This is a genomic window from Pseudorhodoplanes sp., from assembly GCF_046289595.1.
Classification (GTDB): domain Bacteria; phylum Pseudomonadota; class Alphaproteobacteria; order Rhizobiales; family Xanthobacteraceae; genus Pseudorhodoplanes.
The window spans coordinates 12,831-30,095 of the sequence record NZ_JBKBVB010000029.1; the positions used below are offsets into that span (position 1 = coordinate 12,831).

Below are 17,265 nucleotides of genomic sequence, written 5' to 3' on the forward strand. Positions count from 1 at the left end.
ATCATCGACCGTGCGTGGTGCATCCGTAGGGGCCTGACCAATGTCCGATGAGCTTGTCCTGTACACAAACCCGATGTCACGCGGCCGGGTGACGCGATGGATGCTCGAGGAAGTCGGGGCACCCTATCGGGTTGAGATCCTCGATTACGGTACGACCATGAAGGCGCCGGCTTACCTCGCCATCAACCCCATGGGCAAAGTCCCTGCCATCCGTCACAACGGCAAGGTCGTCACTGAAAACGCTGCCATATGTGCTTACCTCGCCGAGACATTCCCTGCAGCGGGCCTCGCTCCACGACCGTCCGAACGGGCTGATTATTACCGCTGGCTGTTTTTCGCCGCCGGGCCACTCGAATACGCAGCCACCAACCACGCCTTCGGCCTGACGCCGCCGCCGGAACGCGCGGCGGCAGTGGGTTACGGAAGCTATGCGGCTGCGCTCGATACGCTGGAATATGCCGTCACCCGCATGCCGTTCATCGCCGGAGATCGCTTTACCGCGGCCGATCTCTATGTCGGCGCCCTTCTCGGCTACAGCATGCAATTTGGCACGATCGAAAAGCGACCGGCCTTTGAAATGTATCACGCAAAAGTCGCCGACCGCCCGGCAGCAAAGCGCGCGGCGCAGCTCGACGATGCGGCAATGCCGAAACCGGCAACCTGAACGGAGGCAGGCGACCTGCCCTTTCACGCTCGCAACCCTCGCCGCGAAGGCTACAGGCCTTGCGCTTGTATGTACGGATTGTATGTGCGGGGCGCCCAAGCCGCATAGGTCTGGAATTCAAACCCGATCCGGTCGTAACGCACCCGCAGATAGCCATCTCGGCCGCGGGTCACCGCATCCGGCTGTACAAGTTGCACATCTTGCGCCATCACGCCGACATGGCGTTGCGGATCGCCGCGATAGCGGAAGCGGTAGAGGCCAAGCCCCCGGCCGGGGCCGCTGCCAATCCGGCCAACGAGCTCGATATCCTGCTTCAGGCGGATATCGGAACGCCGTCCACCGCCGCCGCCACCACGGCCTCCGCCGCCGCCACCGCGGAAGGATGCTCCACCGCCACCGCGGAACCCACCGCCGCCGCCGAAGGCAGCCCTGCCGCCACCACCACCGCCACGAAACGCCGATCCGCCTCCGCTGCGGAAGCCGCCGCCACGGAACACGGCTCTATTGCCACCACGGAACTCACGGCCACCGCCCCGAAATGCCGAGCGGCCGCCGCGACCGTCCCACCGCATGGCGTTGCGGCCGCCGACTCTTGCGTTCACGCGCGCCCGGCCCTGCTGTCTTGCGGAAACGCGGCTACGCTGGAGGCTGTGCCGCTGTGCAGCGCGGTTGCGGCTGCCGGCCCGTTGCGTGGCGCGCTGCGAGCGCATGGCCTGGCGGTTTCTTGCGCCATCGGTGCGCCGTCGCGCGTCCTGCGTCCGCGCTCCGTCTTGGCGGGCGGCTTGCCGCGTTGCCTGACGGTCTGTGGTTCGCGCGCGCTCGCCAGTCCTTGCGACGTCGCGTCCACGAACATCTCTGCCGCGACTATCGCCAAATCTCTGCTGGACGCGGTCGCTGCTGTATCGGACCCCGCGCCGATGCTCGGGGCGATGGGTCCAACGATTGCCGCCGCGATCGTAGATGTACTTATTGTTCCAGTTGCAGCTGCCGCCCCAATAGCGGCCACCCCAATAGGCAAGACCGTATCCGACCCCGAATGCGATGCCGGTCGCGATCAGCCCGTCGACGAAATAATAGCTTGGGAAGGCGAAGTAATACGGCGGATAGTCCGGATAGAGCCAGTCCCCATACACCACCGCCGGCTGGTAATACGGCACGTAGACCACATCGGGGTTGACCGGCTCGATGGTGATGACCGGCTGCGGGCCGGTCCGCTGCACCGTGACCCGCTGCTGTTTCGTGGTCTTGAGCTTGTCGTTCTTCTGAGCCTGGGCACGGAGCCTCTGGACCGCATCCATCACATCGGCTTCCTGCGCCAGCACGGCGTCGCCGAGTTTGCGTGTCCATTGCAGCTGCGTGTTCATCATCTGAAGAACGCGCGGGGTTGCGGTCAGCGATTTGACGCTCTGATCCCAGTCCTGCTTCTCCACGGCGGCGTTGCGCTGCGCCGGGCTCAACCTCCTGTTGGCCTCGAGCCAGCGCTGCGCTTCCACGATTTCGAGCGGATAGGTCGAGGCCATCAACACGAGGGACAGCAGATTGTCCGGGTAGAGCGCGATCGGCGCCACCAAGGCTTCGAGTTCCCCGGGCTGCAGCAGTTGCTCATTCGCCGCCGGTACCGCAGGCGCTGAGGGCTCCGCCGCGGCGGGGGCCTCAGGAACCTCCTGCGCCACCGCAAGAGGCGGCATCAACAGCAGGGACGCGATTGCGAATGCACTGAATATTGACTTCATCGACGCCTCCGGCCCGACCGGACTCTACATTTATGATTGTATCGCGTCGCTTCCTGCCGCTACCCACACAGCCGCCGGTGACGTTGATATGGGCTCATAAGGCAATCGCAATCGCAGCAATCGTGACTGCCGACGCTCGTTGACATGGTCGTCGAAATATTTGGCCTAATATGGGCGGCCGGTCTCTTCGAGCTTGTCGGCCATCTCGTCGAATTGCCGCGCGGCATCCTCGAACATCCGCCTCGCCGTTCGCTCCGAGGTCGCGGCCGCCTTCAGCTTGGCCTTCTCCGCCCGATCGCGGAACTCACGTACCTTGTTTCTGATAGCCCGCGGGTCCGACGCCGTCATCTCATCATTCACTCCATTACCCAGCTGTTGTCCGCGAACAATCCGTGCATGAAAATAAGCAAAGACATGGCGCGCTGGTTCCTCCCCAGAAATTCTTTATGCTACCGCGAAGCCCGGTGTTATTTGCAAGGCATCCCGGTATCGCGATATGGCGACGGAACAGCGGACGCCCAGCAGACACACAAGGAAGCTCAGCCCCATCGTGCGGAAATGAAAAAGCCGCGTGGCCTGGCCACGCGGCTTCCAAAAAGGAACCGTGACGTCTTCTTTCAGGCGCGCGCCTTCGTCTTGTTGCGCGCCACGTCGTGACACATTTTCTGGTCATGCCCCTTGTCTTCGCTGGCCGGCCTGTCCCAGGCAAAGCTCTGCTGCTCCTTGCCTGCAACCGAGTAGAGCGCACCGGGCGCGTTCCGCGTCTGCATGAATTCGTCCAGCGTCTGGCCACGCATGGCGGCATAGACATGAAGGTTCGACAGGCCGATAACGGCCGCGAGTTTTTCCAGCATGAAGAAGATTACGCCGTAATGGATCATGCCGCGCCAGTCACGCGTGCGGATCAGTTCGCGCTCCTCATCGCTCAGGTTCGATTGCGCGAAAGCCTGCTCAGGGTCGGCAAGGAACAACGCGCGATGGGCCGGCTCCACCAGCCGATGCAGGAACTTGTTGATGCGATAGGCCTTCCGGCTGCGCGCATGGTCGAAGGGATAAGTTCCCGGCAAGCTTTCCGCGCCGGCAAGCTGCTCGTTGACATGAGCCAGGTAGCGGGCATCGGTATCGGCGAGTGTTTCGCTCGCCTCGTTCTCGTAGATCGCGGTTGCGAGCCCGGTCATGGTCGGCAGATAATAGGTCTGATGCACCTTGCGGATGTTGGCCGACAGCGCCCCGCGCATGATCAGCCACATGATCACTTCCGCGCCTTCGACGCCGCCGAGCCGCGCATAATCGGCGATGGTCATTTGCGTCAGCTTGACCGGATCCTTCTCGATCAGTTCGAGAAACTGCGCGTCCCAGGCGGTGTTGTTGAAGCCGGCGCGTTCGCCATGGACCTGATGCGACAGTCCGCCGGTCGCGACGATCGCCACCTTCAGGTCTTCCGGATAGCTCTCGATGGCGCGGCGCAACGACTGCCCGAGCTTCCAGCAGCGCAATGCCGAGGGAATTGGAAATTGCAGCACGCCGACCTGCAGCGGCACGATCTCGACCGGCCAGTCCGGCTCGTGCGGACACATCATTGACAGCGGCGAGAAGCAGCCATGGTCCAGCGCGCGGTCCTGAAAGAACGACATGTCGAATTCGTCGGCCATCAGCGACGCGCCAATGTGATGCGACAGCGCCGCATGCCCTTTCGCCGGCGGCAGCGCACGCGCCCCTCCACCTTCGTCCGCGACCGCGTAACGGTCGTCGATGCCGAGCGCGAAGGCCGAATAGTGATCGAAAAAGAACGAGGTGACGTGGTCGTTATAGATGATGAAGAGAACGTCGGGCTTTTTCTCGGCGATCCAGCGCTGGATCGGCTTGAAGGCCTCGAAAATCGGCGCCCAGACCGGATCGTCCCCCTTGTTGCGGTCGTAGGCGAACCCGATGGTTGGGGTGTGCGAAGTGGCGATCGCGCCGATGATCCTGGCCATGCTGCGTCTCCGAAGTTGTCCGGGACACGCTGCGGGGCTCCCCTGCCCACAACATTGATCTGGCGCAAAGGTGCCAAGAGGCGCCGGAATAGCATGATCGTCAGGCGATGCTGCCGGAGGAACGCGCGGATGAGCATTTAAGCTGGGTATATTCTGGGCTTTCCACACGAAAACTGCAGACGCGATCTTGCGCTACAGCCTGGCGCAGCACCGTCTCGATTTGCACGATCGATCTCGCATTGCCGCGTTTTCTTCGCGGACTGGTAACCCGCCCTAGTCGACCCTGCCTCCAGCCGATTTGGCACCACCGGATTTGCCGCGCAGAACGGTCTGGGAGCTCCGCGACAATTTGAAGCCGGCACCGACAGAATTCACGCACAAAATGCCGGTGCGTTCCGATTGGCAGCTGAAGTCGCCACGCTGCCAGCGCGCGCCGTAATCGAGAACCGGCAACTGGTCGTCCAACACGGTGTCGCCGTGGCAGATCGGTCCCGTCTCGTTCTTTCCCGCGAACACCTCGAAGGCTCGACCGAACTCTCCATCACAGCTTTTGGGACGCGGCAGCGGCCGGTTGACGATCCGCTTCAGGTCGCAACGCAATGTTGCGTCGAAGTCGAAATACCGGCAGTGAATATTCCCGGACGGGGTGCGAAAGCCGGCATCCAGCGTCCTCCTCTGCGCCTGCGCGGCCGGGGCGATCCAAGCAATCGCCATGACGATGGACATGGCTGCCAACGCCGATCGACCAAAACGCGCGCGCCATCCCAATGTCATCATCCGAGCCCGAATTTACTCAGTGCAACGGCGGCGCGGCCCGCCAATATGGAGGCGCCCGGCTTGACCGGGCGCGTCCTTGCGGATCATGCCTTCAGCGGCACCTTCGGTACCGAGCCGCGGCCGGAAGGATCGGAACCGCCCGGCCCGCCCTTGCCGCCACCGCCGCCGGATGACGGTGGCTTGGGTTTTCGCTGCGGCGGCTTGCGTTTGGCCTTGACGCGCGCGGCCGGCAACTTTTCCGGCTTCGGCGTGACCGGGCCGTCGAGATACTCGAAGCCGAGAGCATCGCGCCCTTCCTCGTTGTCGGTCACCACGACTTTCACATGACCGCCATTCTTGAGTTTGCCGAAGAGCACCTCGTCGGCCAGCGGCTTCTTGATGTTCTCCTGAATGACGCGCGCCATCGGCCGCGCGCCCATGAGTTCGTCATAGCCGTTCGCGATCAGCCAGCGCGAGGCCTCGTCCGACAATTCGATCGTGACGTTGCGGTCGGCAAGCTGGGCTTCGAGCTGCAGCACGAACTTCTCGACCACCTTGGCGATGATCTCCTGCGACAGATGACCGAACGGGATCACTGCGTCGAGCCGGTTGCGGAATTCCGGCGCGAACAGCTTGTTGATCGCCTCAATGTCGTCGCCCTCCCGCTTGTTGCGAGTGAAGCCGTAGGTGCCTTTTGCGAGATCGGCGGCGCCGGCATTCGTGGTCATGATCAGGATGACGTTGCGGAAATCGACCTGCTTGCCGTTGTGATCGGTCAGCTTGCCGTGATCCATGATCTGTAACAGCACGTTGAACAGATCAGGGTGCGCCTTCTCGATTTCATCAAGCAGCAGCACGCAATGCGGGTGCTGATCGACGCTGTCGGTCAGAAGCCCGCCCTGGTCGAAGCCGACATAGCCGGGGGGCGCACCGATCAGCCGGGACACCGTGTGGCGCTCCATATATTCCGACATGTCGAAACGGATCAGCTCCACGCCGAGCGAAGTAGCCAGTTGCTTTGCGACCTCGGTCTTGCCGACGCCGGTCGGCCCCGAGAACAGGTAGCAGCCGATCGGCTTTTCCGGCTCGCGCAGCCCGGCGCGCGCGAGCTTGATCGAAGCGGCGAGCGATTCCACCGCCTTGTCCTGGCCATAGACCACGGTCTTCAGGGTCTGTTCGAGATGCTGCAGCACCTCGGCGTCGTCCTTGGAGACGGTCTTTGGCGGTATCCGGGCCATCGTCGCAATGGTGGTCTCTACCTCCTTGAGGCCGATGGTCTTCTTACGGCGGGAATCCGGCAGCAGCATCTGCGCCGCGCCGGACTCGTCGATCACATCGATCGCCTTGTCCGGCAATTTGCGGTCGTGGATGTAGCGCGCCGACAGCTCTACCGCCGCCTTGATCGCCTCGTTGGTGTATTTGAGCTTGTGGTATTCCTCGAAATACGGCTTCAGCCCTTTCAGGATCTCGATCGCATCCGGCACCGACGGTTCGTTGACGTCGATCTTCTGGAAGCGGCGGACCAGCGCGCGGTCCTTCTCGAAATATTGCCGGTATTCCTTATAGGTGGTCGAGCCGATGCAGCGGATTGTACCCGAGGCGAGCGCCGGCTTGAGCAGGTTTGACGCGTCCATAGCCCCGCCCGAGGTGGCGCCGGCGCCGATCACGGTATGGATTTCGTCGATGAACATGATCGCGTGCGGGGTCGCCTCGATCTCCTTGATCACCTGCTTGAGACGCTCCTCGAAATCGCCGCGGTAGCGGGTTCCAGCCAGCAGCGTACCCATATCGAGCGAGAACACGGTGGCGTTCTTCAGAACGTCAGGAACCTCGCCATGGACGATGCGGCGCGCCAGCCCTTCGGCGATCGCGGTCTTGCCGACACCGGCGTCGCCCACCAGAAGCGGATTGTTCTTCTGCCGCCGGCATAGCACCTGGATGGTGCGGCTGATTTCGGAATCCCGGCCGATCAGCGGATCGATCTTGCCTTCCTTGGCTTTCTTGTTGAGGTTGACGCAATAGGCGTCGAGCGCATCGCCCTTCTTTTTCGGCTCGTCGCTGCTCTTGGAATCGGTGTCCTCGTCGGCGCCGCGCACCGGACGCGATTCCGTGAGACCCGGGCGCTTGGCGATGCCGTGGCTGATGTAATTGACCGCATCATACCGCGTCATGTCCTGCTCCTGCAGGAAATAGGCGGCGTGGCTCTCGCGTTCGGCAAAAATTGCGACCAGCACATTGGCGCCGGTTACTTCTTCGCGGCCGGAGGACTGGACGTGGATCACCGCACGCTGGATCACCCGCTGGAATCCGGCGGTGGGCTTGGAATCCTCGCCCCCGTCCGTCACGAGGTTTTCGAGTTCGGCCTCCAGATAGGCGGTGAGCGAGCGGCGCAGCTTGTCGAGATCGACATTGCAGGCCCGCATCACGGCGGCGGCGTCGGAATCGTCCAAGAGCGCGAGCAGCAGGTGCTCGAGCGTAGCGTATTCGTGGTGGCGTTCATTGGCGAGCGCGAGCGCCCGATGAAGCGATTGTTCGAGGCTGCGCGAGAAACTTGGCATTCGATGTTCCTAAAAGGTCCCCGGACCGTCTTCCGCAAGAGCCCCCTTTTCAGAATGGCTCCGTTCGAGATCGCCCCGTTATTTTGGCCGCCCCCGGCCGAGTGTCCCCTCAACTGACGTCGTCAACTCCAACCATGTCGGCACGCTGACGCATTTGAACAAGTCTACTTCTTCTCCATCACGCATTGCAAAGGATGGTGGTGTTTGCGCGCAAAGTCCATCACCTGCGTCACTTTTGTTTCGGCAACCTCGTAGGTGTAGATGCCGCATTCCCCGATGCCGTGGTGATGAACATGGAGCATGATCTGTGTCGCGGCTTCCCGGTCCTTGTTGAAGAACCGTTCGAGCACGTGAACGACGAATTCCATCGGCGTGTAGTCGTCGTTGAGCAGCAGCACCCGGTACATGCTGGGACGCTTGGTCTGCGGCCGCGTTTTGGTGATGACGGCGGTACCGGGACCGGTCGAATCCGGACGCTTTTTGCGGTCGTCGTCGGCCATTCGCGGCTCAGGCCGCAGCAGCCGGCCGGTCATCGGGCCGAAACGGAAGGAAGACATGGCGCATTCGGGCATTCGCAAACACTTTGGGGCATCGTAAGGCCGGGCCGCAGCAACCGACCCTGACCAATAATAATATCTGAGCAAGCGCTGTGCCAGACCGGCGCCACATCGGGCACCCCACGAAAACGCAAGTCCGCCTAGCCACTTGCACGCCAAGCCGCAACTGCAGCTGCAATCGCCGCACATCGTCATGATCCGGCGAAATACGGACAATTCGCGGCAAAAAAGCCCGAAATCACCGCAAATCATGGCACCGATTCTCAAGGGCTGCGTCGCGATAGTGACGTCCGGTCAACCAATCCGGCCGTTTCGGAGCCTGCCCCGGATGTCGCGTACATCTCTTTTTCAGCGCTTTGTCGAGAATCGCCACGGTGGAACCGGGCCGTTCCTCGCCCTTGCCCTGATCCCGCTGATGGGCTTCACCGGCGCCGCGATCGACTATGCAAGAGCCAATGCGACCAAGGTCGCCATCCAGGCGGCGCTGGATTCGACCGGACTGATGCTGTCGAAAAGCGCGAACACCCTGACGCCCGCCGAACTCACCGCCTCGGCCAACTCTTTATTCATGGCGCAGTTCAACCGGCCGGAAGCACACAATGTGACGCTGACCCATGAATTCACCGCGCCCCAGCAAGGCAGCTTCGCGCTGAAGCTGACCGGAACCGCAACGGTCCCGACCCGGTTTGCAAGCCTGATCGGAACCTCCGAACTGACCGTCTCGGCCACGTCCGAAATCCTTTGGGGGATCAAGCGGCTCAATCTGGCGCTCGCGCTGGACAACACCGGATCAATGAGCTCCAGCGGCAAGATGGCGGCGCTCAAGACCGCGGCACATAATCTGCTCGACACCCTTCAGGCGGCGGCGAAAAAGCCTGACGACGTCAAGGTCTCGATCATCCCCTTTGCCACGGACGTCAATGTCGGCACCATCTACAAAGACGAACCCTGGATCGACTGGGAGCAATGGGAGAACGTCAACGGCGTCTGCTCAAATTCCAGCTACAAGACCAAGACTTCCTGCCAAAGTGCCGGACGGGTTTGGACGACCGCGTCCAGGGATACCTGGAATGGCTGCGTCTGGGACCGGGACCAGAATTTCGATGTCCAGAACACGGCGGCCAATGGCGGCCAGGCGACACGGTTCCGCGCCAACCAGGCAACCAATTGCCCGGCGTCGATCCTGCCGCTGACCAATGACTGGGGCGCCCTCCATGCCAAGGTCGACGCCATGATCCCGACTGGCAACACCAATGTCACCATCGGCATGGCATGGGCCTGGCAGACCTTGTCTCCCGTCGTGCCGATGAACGCGCCGAGTCCGGAGCCCGATCTCGACAAGGTCATCGTGCTCCTGACCGACGGCGAGAACACGCAGAACCGTTTCACGACGTCCAGGACATCGATCGACGCGCGGACCGCGAAGGTCTGCGAGAACGCCAAGGCGGATAACGTGAAAGTCTACACCGTGCGCGTTATCAGCGGCAATGCAACGCTGTTGCGCAACTGCGCGACCAAACCGGATTGGTTCTACGATGTGCAGAACGCCGCGCAGCTGAACGCCGTGTTCTCCGCCATCGCCCAGAACCTCGCCAATCTGCGGATCGCCAAATAGCCGCCGGCTCTGGGTTAACGGACCGTGAACCGGACCAGCGGGATCCCGAACCGCGGATTCGGCAAGTCTTCAGATTGTTTGAAAATCCGGCACCGCAAAAGCGAAAAACCCTGAAATCCGCAGCAGCAAATTTACCGCGACTTGACGGTAATTGCCGCACCGTGACGCACGTCCTCGTGTGCTGGATAGAAACGCCATGATCAATATCATCGACGTGCTGAGGTTGCTGCGCCAACGTGCCGCCGGTTTCCGCACCGATAACAGCGGCAATATCGCGACGATTTTTGCGCTGGCGACGATCCCGCTGATCGGCGCGATCGGCGCCGCGGTGGACTACAGCCGCGGCAATTCCGCAAAGACATCGCTTCAGGTCGCCGTCGATGCCGCAGCCCTCGCGCTCTCGCGCGAGGTGACATCGCTCAGCGAAGAACAGTTTAACCAGAAAGCCGTCGATTACGTGAAGGCAAATCTCAACCGGACCGACCTGCACGATCTGACGGTAACGCCAACCTTCACGGTCGATAGCGGCGGGCAGATCCACATCAAGGCCAAGGCCAAGATCGCGACGACGATCGCGGGTATCCTTGGCGTGACGGAGATGGAGGTCGGCACCGACTCGACGATCAAGTGGGGCAATACAAGGCTGCGGGTCGCGCTCGTCCTCGACACCACCGGCTCGATGAATTCGGCCGGGAAGATGACGGCGCTGAAGACCGCCGCCAAGAACATGATCGACCAGCTGCAGAACGCCGCCACCAATCCCGGCGACGTCCTGGTCTCGATCGTCCCCTTCAGCAAGAACGTCAATGTCGGCTCTGGCAATTACAATGCCAACTGGATCGACTGGACCGAATGGGAAGGCGAGCCGCCGATCATGAAGACGTCTCAGAAGCCCGCTGACAATACCTGGTATAATGCGAAGGAGGGATCGAATTGTCCGTTCGGCACCAACACCAACGGCTTTGGCTTCCGGTGTGTGTCCCAGCCCCAGGGGACGTCGAACGTCAATACTATCGCCTCCAGCGGCAACTATAGCGGCCTGATCTGCCCCGGCCGGGACGGCGGTAACAAAATCTCCACCCAGATCGGGATCATCTACAACGGCTGCTACAATACGTGGACCAAATGCGTCGGCAGCAATTGCGCCTGCACCACGACCAACACGAACATCTGCTCCTGCACGGGCAGCGGTGCAAGCAAGACGTGTCAGACCAAAGGCAATTATGTCGAACACACCTGGCGGCCGACGAACGTCAATGCCACCTATACGCCTGCGCTCAAGATGAACGGCAGCGTGCCCTACGCGACGCCGCCGCGCAGCACCTGGACGGGATGCGTGACCGACCGTGGCACATCGAGCGGACCGAGCGACGACTATGACCGCAAGGTCACGTTGCCCAGCACCGGGATCAGCGCCTCCTATTGGCCGGCCCAGCAGGACTTCTATTGCTCGCCGCAGGTCACCGCGCTTAACTCAAACTGGAGCGGGATGAAGTCCACGATCGACAATCTTTACCCGGACGGCGCCACCAACCAGCCGATCGGGCTGGTCTGGGGCTGGCAGTCGCTGGTCGGCGGCGGCCCCTTCCCCACACCTCCCGCAAAGGACCCGACCTATGAGTACAAGGAGGCTATCGTGCTGATGTCGGACGGCCTCAACACGCTCGACCGCTGGTACGGCAACGGTTCAGCGACCAATACCAACGTCGACAAGCGCATGTATGACGCGAGTGCTGGCGGCGCCGGCACCTGCAAGAACGTCAAGGCGGCAGGCATCACGATCTACGCGGTCCATGTCAATACCGACAATGACCCGATGTCGACGCTGCTGCAAAGCTGCGCCAGCTCGCCGGACAAATTCTGGATGGTGACGAGCGGTTCCGGCCTTATCGATGTGTTCAAGCAGATCGGAACCGAACTGTCGCAGCTGCGCATCGTGAAGTAATCCGCGAAACTGCAATACGGCCGGGCCACATCGTTAGCCCGGCCGTATTGCATCCGGCGCATTTCGAGCGGCTTCGTTTACGGATTGTAACCAGTTTTTTTGATTGCATTTTACAGGGCTTTCAGACGGCGCGTTTACACCCGGTATTGGCAAACGATCGGGTCGCGTCATGTCTTCCAGAATTCTCCCTGTAGCCGTTTCCAGCCGGATCGCGTCGTTGCGCGGGTGCCGGCGCGGCAATGTCAGCATGATCTTTGCGCTGGCGCTGATCCCGCTGATCGGCGGCGTGGCGGCTGCCGTCGACTATAGCCGCGCCAATTCCGCCCGCACGGCCTTGCAGGCGGCGCTCGATGCGACGGGGCTGATCCTGTCGAAGGACGCGCAGTCCCTCACCCAGGATCAGCTCGAAGCCAAGGCGCTCGCGGTTTTCCAGGCGAATTTCAACCGGCCCGAGGTCAAGGACCTGAAGCTGCTCACGGCATTTTCGAGCCCTCAGCCCGGCAGCTTCCAGCTGCAACTCTCGGCGACCGGAAAGCTCGACACCACCGTCGCCGCAATCTGGCAGCCGGAGATGGATATCGGCACCAGCGCCCAGATCGTCTGGGGAATGAAGCGGCTGGAGCTGGTCCTGGCGCTCGACAATACCGGCTCGATGTCGTCGGCGAACAAGATGGCGGAGCTCAAACTCGCCGCCAAGGACTTGCTCAAGACCCTGCAGAACGCGGCCAAGAAACCGGATGACGTCAAGATCGGCATCGTGCCATTCGCAACCGACGTCAATGTCGGGACCGGCAATGTCAACGCGACCTGGATCCGCTGGGACGAATGGGAGAACGCCAACGGCACCTGCAGCACCACCACCTACAAGACGAAGGCGGCCTGCGAAAGCGCCAAACGGGTCTGGACGGTGGCCAACAAAAGCACCTGGAACGGCTGCGTCTGGGATCGCGATCAGAGCAACGACGTCAACAACACCGCGACCTCGGCGTCGGTCAAATCGACGCTTTATTCGGCTAACCAGGCGAAGAATTGCCCGGCCTCCATGCTCACATTGACGAACGACTGGGCGGCGCTCAATGCCAAGGTCGATTCCATGATCCCGACCGGCAACACCAATGTGACGATCGGCTTGCAAGTCGCATTCCAGATGCTTTCGCCGGTCGCACCGTTTCATGCGGCCGCGCCCCAGAACGACCTCGACAAAGTGATTATCCTTCTAACCGACGGCGACAACACGCAGAACCGCTGGTCCACAAGTCAGACGGCAATCGACAACCGCACCAAGCTCGCCTGTGCCAACGCCAAGGCCGCCAATATCAAGCTCTATACGGTAAGGGTCATCAACGGCAACGCTTCGCTGTTGCAGCAATGCGCAACCTTGCCGAGCATGTATTACGACGTGCAGAACGCCGCGCAGCTGAGCGCCGTCTTCTCCACCATCGCCCAGAATCTCGCCAATCTGCGCGTCGCGAAATAGCAAAGGTGTACGCCGCAACAACAAAGCCCGGCGTCACCGCCGGGCTTTCTCATTCATGCGTTTTGCGCCGTCTTACTTGCCGGGCGTCATCTTGGCGAGATAGCCCTCGTAGGGCTTGTAAGCCTGCTTGGCGAGATCGACATACAGTTCGCCCATCTTGGTCGCCTGGGCCACGAAGCCTTCATAGGCGCCCTTGACATAGTCTTGCTGGATCTCGAACGCCTTCTCGAGCGACTTGGCGCCGAGCAGCTTTTCAAGTGCGGCGGTGCCGTCCTCGAAGGTCTTCTTGGTGTAGTCCACGCTCTCGACGGCGATCGTCTGCATGCCCTTCGAGAGCGTGCTGAATGCCGTCATTCCCGTCTCGACGCTGTCCTTACCGAGTTTCTGGAACTCGTCAAAAGCCTTGGTATCAAAGTGATTCATCTGATTTGCCCTTTGCGCCGGCCCGCGGGGCCGCTGATCTGATCGTCCGGTCTGTTTGACCGTCAAACCACAAGTTATGCTGCGATGCACAAAAAATCAAGCCCGCTTGTTGCATTGCAAGAGAAATATTAACCATCGGATTTTATTAACTTTTTAGCAACGCCACGCTCCTACCTTGATTGACCGTGGATTATCGGCCGCGTCCGGCGCCCGGCCGTGGCGCCTTTGGGGGAAGTCGTTCAGGCGCTTTGCGCGCCTCAATCAGCAGGAACGGTTTGACCATGTTTCGCGTATCGACCGGAGCCTCGCTGGGGCTGCGTTGCGGTGTCGCCATTCTGGCCTGCGCCGTTGCAATTCTCTCATTGTCGGCGACCGATGCCGACGCGCGGAGCAAGCGCAAATCCATCAAGCGGCCGGTCGCTGCCACATCGACGGCCGATCCGCGCTACGCCGACATCGTCGTCGACGCCAACACCGGCGACGTTCTGCACCAGACGCATGCCGACGCGATCCGCCATCCGGCGTCGCTCACAAAGATCATGACCCTCTATCTGCTGTTCGAGCAGCTTGAAGCCGGCCGGATCAAGCTCGACACGCAGATGGAGGTTTCGGCCCATGCAGCGAGCCAGGCACCGACCAAACTTGGCTTGCGTCCCGGCCAGACGCTGATGGTTGAAGACGCCATCAAGGCGTTGATCACCAAATCGGCCAACGATGCCGCTGTGGTGGTCGCCGAACATATTGCCGGGTCCGAAGAGGAATTCGCCCGGCAGATGACGCGCAAGGCCCGAGCGCTTCGCATGACGCGAACCGTCTACCGCAACGCAAACGGCCTGCCGAACGCGGCACAGGTCACCACCGCACGCGACCAGGCGCTCCTCGGTCTGGCCATCCAGGACCGCTTCCCGCGCTATTACCGGTATTTCTCGACCCAGACTTTCGTCTATCGCGGCGTGCGGATGTCGAACCACAACCGGCTGCTCGGCCGCGTGCCGGGCGTGCACGGCATTAAAACCGGCTATATCCGTGCGTCGGGCTTCAATCTGGTCAGCGCCGTGCAGCGGGGCGACCGGCGCATTGTCGCCGTTGTGCTCGGTGGCACCTCGGCCGCCGCGCGCGACGCCCGCATGCGCAGTCTGATCGAGTCCCGGGTTCAGCTTGCTTCGGTGCGGCGTACGGCGCCAAAAATCGTCGAGGTTGCAGACGCCGCGGAGCCGCCGGCGTCACCCTCAGCGGCTACAGCGGCCACGCAGGCGGTGCCGCAACCACGTCCGGCGCCGCAACCAAGGACCGAAAAGCCGCTGCGGATTGCCGCCGCAACGGGTCCGGTTCGGGTTCCAACGCCGGTCGCGAAACCCGATAGCCCTGCCGAAGCTCACGCAACAGATCAGCCGGCGCCAGGTTCGACCGAGCCGATCAAGCCCACTTTGGTCAAGACGGTACCGGTTCGTGCGGGCATCTACCGCACCGCTGCAACCACGTCGCTCTGGTCCCCGGAGCCGCTGACCATGCGCGATGCGATGGCCGCAGAAACCGCGATCCCCGCCACCCGTCCCGAACCGCGCGTGGATAGCAACGCGCTGCCGCCCCCGCCGCCGGGCGCTCGCCCCGGTGTGCTCGGCGTGCTCACCGCCCAGGATCTTGCCCAGTCTCAACCGGAGCGCACGCTCACCGCATCCGTCGCCGCTGCTCCGGTGCCTGCCCGGCCGGTTCAGACCGCCGCGGCCAGAGAGCCGTTGGCGCCATCGGCCGCTCCGGCAGAGCGCAAACCACAGCGCAGCGGCTGGATCATTCAGGTCGGCGCCTTCGAGGATCGCGATGAGGCGCGCGAGAAGCTTGCCACGGCCCAGAGCAAAGCGGCTCGTCTGCTCAAAAGTGCGGAGCCGTATACCGAAATTTTCAACAAAGGCGATAAACGATTCTTCCGCGCGCGCTTTGCCGGATTGACCGAAAGCAGCGCGGGACAGGCCTGCAGGGAATTGCAGCGCAACAAGATCGCGTGTTTCGCTGCACGGAATTGAGGTTGGCCGAGGTTTAAGCGTTGCGTTCGAGTGGGGTGACTAGTGATGGCGTTTGAGAAGAAGATCCTTGGCCTGATTGACCCGCGCCGCGAGATACGTCGAGCCCCCCTGATCGGGATGGAGTTTCTTCATCAGCGCGCGATGCGCTCGTCCGATATCGGCGGCGCTCGCTCCCGGCTGAACGCCAAGGATCTGATAAGCCTCCTCTTCCGTCATTTTTCCACTGTTGACGTTACCCGGCCCCGCTGCCGCACCCGCATCCGCGTGTTCACGCCAGGCGGGATCCCGGCGGTCAAGATACGCCATCAATAGCGCCCTGCTCTCCTCGTCGACCTCCGGCAAGAGCGACATCAACGCCGGCACATCGAGCGCATCCAGCGTCACGCCTTCCATCCGGCCCTTGAGAATGCGGCCGCGCATCGCGCCGGTATCGTGGTCGAGCTCCATTTCGACAAATGCGGAGCGGACCTGCGACACCTGACCGCTGCTCTTGTTCATCCGCTTCGACAGCGTCGCCATTCCCGGAAGCCAGCCGAGCAGCGACAGGCCGGCAAAGCCCAGCGGCAAGGCAAGCCCAACCTGTCCACGGGCACCGAGAAAAGCGGCGCCCGCAAGGGCAGCAATGCCGCCGCTGGTGCGCATCACCTGCGCTGCGACCCTGGGATCGACACGCGTAAAACCGTGCAGGCCCCACACCGCAAGCAGCAGCACGATGACGCCTAGGATAATGGGACCCATAATTGCGTCTGCCCCGGATCAGCTCATCTGTCGCAACAGCTTCTGTGCGCCCCCGCTTTGTCGTGCGGAGAGGTCGGACAGCGCCTTCATGCCGCCGGCCGCATAGGCCGCGGCGGCGCGCAGCAATTCGGCCAGTTCCTTTGCCGCACCCGGCGAGAACCGGCCATAGGCGCCGCGACTGAGCCGCGCGATTTCCCGATAGGCGTTTTCGGCGATCGGATCGCCGCCCTCCTGGAACATGAAGGCGGGAACCCCAAGAAGGCCGAGTTCACCCGCTCCGGCGCAGAGGTCGTCGATGGGCTCTTCCATCGCATCGCCGACATAGACCAGTGCCTGCACCTTACGCTGCTCCGATTCCTTGCGGACATGCCGTAGAACCCGGCCGATCTGGGTATGCCCGCCGCGACAATCGATCCGCTCCATCAGCGCGCCGAGCCGCTCCGGCTGCGCCACCCAGCCGGAGGCACGGCATTCGGCAAGCCCGCGAAAATAAACAAGCTGGACGTCGAGACCGCCGATCTTGGCGGCCTCCTCGAACATCTGAGCCTGCAGCTGACAGGCGGAATCCCAGGTCGGCTGGCGGCTCATGGTGGCGTCCAGCGCAAAGACCAGCCGCCCGCGCTGGCCGCCAAGGGCGGCAGGCACCATTTCCCGCACCTTGGACAGAAAGGCGTCGATCTCCGCGCGGGAGGCGATGGGCTGCACCTCGCCTTTTTTTGCGATCTTTTTCTCCGGACTGTCTTTGCTCATTGCGCCTTGCATCACTTCCGGTTGGGCGACCGGTGCCGCCGAACGCCACGGG

General features: G+C 62.2%; 14 protein-coding genes. 5 read left to right on the top strand and 9 right to left on the bottom strand.

The features are described from left to right. The first annotated feature begins 40 nt into the window (after positions 1 to 40). The gene (locus ACK41X_RS08515) at positions 41 to 664 is read left to right on the top strand and encodes a glutathione S-transferase family protein (protein ID WP_409721318.1); all 624 of its coding nucleotides are present in this window, start codon (positions 41 to 43) and stop codon (positions 662 to 664) included. Between the two features lie 50 nt (positions 665 to 714). Here the strand turns inward: ACK41X_RS08515 and ACK41X_RS08520 are convergent, their stop codons facing one another. From ACK41X_RS08520 to clpS, 6 genes are all read right to left on the bottom strand, one after another. Then, positions 715 to 2,397, bottom strand: coding sequence for a DUF3300 domain-containing protein (locus ACK41X_RS08520; RefSeq protein WP_409721321.1), 1,683 nt, complete (start codon positions 2,395 to 2,397; stop codon positions 715 to 717). Positions 2,398 to 2,562: 165 nt separating this feature from the next. Beyond that, the gene (locus ACK41X_RS08525) at positions 2,563 to 2,745 is read right to left on the bottom strand and encodes a hypothetical protein (protein WP_409721323.1); all 183 of its coding nucleotides are present in this window, start codon (positions 2,743 to 2,745) and stop codon (positions 2,563 to 2,565) included. A gap of 269 nt (positions 2,746 to 3,014) precedes the next feature. Further along, positions 3,015 to 4,373 carry a gallate dioxygenase gene (locus ACK41X_RS08530; RefSeq protein ID WP_409721326.1) on the bottom strand — a complete coding sequence of 453 codons (1,359 nt, stop codon included), beginning with the start codon at positions 4,371 to 4,373 and terminating at the stop codon, positions 3,015 to 3,017. 273 nt (positions 4,374 to 4,646) lie between these two features. Continuing rightward, on the bottom strand, positions 4,647 to 5,099 hold the full coding sequence (locus tag ACK41X_RS08535) for a DUF6636 domain-containing protein (RefSeq protein WP_409721329.1): 453 nt from the start codon (positions 5,097 to 5,099) through the stop codon (positions 4,647 to 4,649). A 134-nt stretch (positions 5,100 to 5,233) separates the two neighbouring features. Then, positions 5,234 to 7,687, bottom strand: coding sequence for an ATP-dependent Clp protease ATP-binding subunit ClpA (gene clpA, locus ACK41X_RS08540; RefSeq protein WP_409721332.1), 2,454 nt, complete (start codon positions 7,685 to 7,687; stop codon positions 5,234 to 5,236). Between the two features lie 164 nt (positions 7,688 to 7,851). Next, positions 7,852 to 8,187 (bottom strand): ATP-dependent Clp protease adapter ClpS, encoded by a 336-nt coding sequence (gene clpS, locus ACK41X_RS08545; protein WP_409721398.1) that lies wholly within the window; start codon positions 8,185 to 8,187, stop codon positions 7,852 to 7,854. A 385-nt stretch (positions 8,188 to 8,572) separates the two neighbouring features. Between clpS and ACK41X_RS08550 the strand changes: the two genes are divergently transcribed. The 3 genes from ACK41X_RS08550 to ACK41X_RS08560 all read left to right on the top strand — a co-directional run bounded on the left by ACK41X_RS08550 (position 8,573) and on the right by ACK41X_RS08560 (position 13,281). After that, entirely contained in the window at positions 8,573 to 9,859 is a 1,287-nt protein-coding gene (locus ACK41X_RS08550) for a vWA domain-containing protein (RefSeq protein WP_409721335.1), read from the top strand. Between the two features lie 196 nt (positions 9,860 to 10,055). Then, on the top strand, positions 10,056 to 11,804 hold the full coding sequence (locus ACK41X_RS08555) for a pilus assembly protein TadG-related protein (protein WP_409721338.1): 1,749 nt from the start codon (positions 10,056 to 10,058) through the stop codon (positions 11,802 to 11,804). 247 nt (positions 11,805 to 12,051) lie between these two features. Next, positions 12,052 to 13,281, top strand: a complete 1,230-nt coding sequence (locus ACK41X_RS08560) for a vWA domain-containing protein (RefSeq protein WP_409721341.1) — start codon at positions 12,052 to 12,054, stop codon at positions 13,279 to 13,281. Between the two features lie 72 nt (positions 13,282 to 13,353). Here the strand turns inward: ACK41X_RS08560 and ACK41X_RS08565 are convergent, their stop codons facing one another. Then, a complete protein-coding gene (locus ACK41X_RS08565) occupies positions 13,354 to 13,704 on the bottom strand; it encodes a phasin family protein (protein ID WP_409721344.1) in 351 nt (116 codons plus the stop codon). A gap of 281 nt (positions 13,705 to 13,985) precedes the next feature. Here ACK41X_RS08565 and ACK41X_RS08570 point away from each other — a divergent pair, with 281 nt between their 5' ends. Further along, the gene (locus ACK41X_RS08570; RefSeq protein ID WP_409721347.1) at positions 13,986 to 15,725 is read left to right on the top strand and encodes a serine hydrolase; all 1,740 of its coding nucleotides are present in this window, start codon (positions 13,986 to 13,988) and stop codon (positions 15,723 to 15,725) included. Between the two features lie 39 nt (positions 15,726 to 15,764). Here ACK41X_RS08570 and ACK41X_RS08575 read toward each other — a convergent pair whose 3' ends face one another. After that, on the bottom strand, positions 15,765 to 16,463 hold the full coding sequence (locus ACK41X_RS08575; protein ID WP_409721350.1) for a DnaJ domain-containing protein: 699 nt from the start codon (positions 16,461 to 16,463) through the stop codon (positions 15,765 to 15,767). Between the two features lie 18 nt (positions 16,464 to 16,481). Beyond that, the gene (locus tag ACK41X_RS08580) at positions 16,482 to 17,213 is read right to left on the bottom strand and encodes a VWA domain-containing protein (RefSeq protein WP_409721353.1); all 732 of its coding nucleotides are present in this window, start codon (positions 17,211 to 17,213) and stop codon (positions 16,482 to 16,484) included. Positions 17,214 to 17,265 lie beyond the last annotated feature (52 nt).